At 26.3% G+C, this 255-nt stretch carries 1 protein-coding gene; it reads left to right on the top strand.

Annotated elements, in window-relative coordinates:
• Positions 1 to 234: hypothetical protein (locus tag KGF42_RS19525; RefSeq protein WP_227826940.1), on the top strand; the 234-nt coding region annotated here is incomplete at its 5' end.
• Positions 235 to 255: the final 21 nt, after the last annotated feature.

Raw genomic sequence — 255 nt, 5'->3', positions numbered from 1 at the left:
TTAAAAATAATAGGATTTGATAAACCAAAAGATTGTCTTAGAAGATGGAGAAAAATCTACTTAAAACAAGGCGAAGCCTCTCTTGTATCTAAATCAAGTAGAGAATTAAATCTAAAAAAGAAAACAAGTATAAAAGATGAGTTAAAACGAGCAAAAGCGAGAATCAAATATCTTGAAATGGAAAATAATTTTTTAAAAAAGATAGATGCTCTGGAAAGGACAGTGATAAAATAAATAAAGTTTATGGAAATGATA

The organism is Clostridioides sp. ZZV15-6383 (genome assembly GCF_020657735.1).
GTDB lineage: Bacteria > Bacillota > Clostridia > Peptostreptococcales > Peptostreptococcaceae > Clostridioides > Clostridioides difficile_D.
The sequence above is the reverse complement of the archived record's forward strand: the minus strand, read 5'-3'. Positions and strand labels throughout refer to the sequence as shown.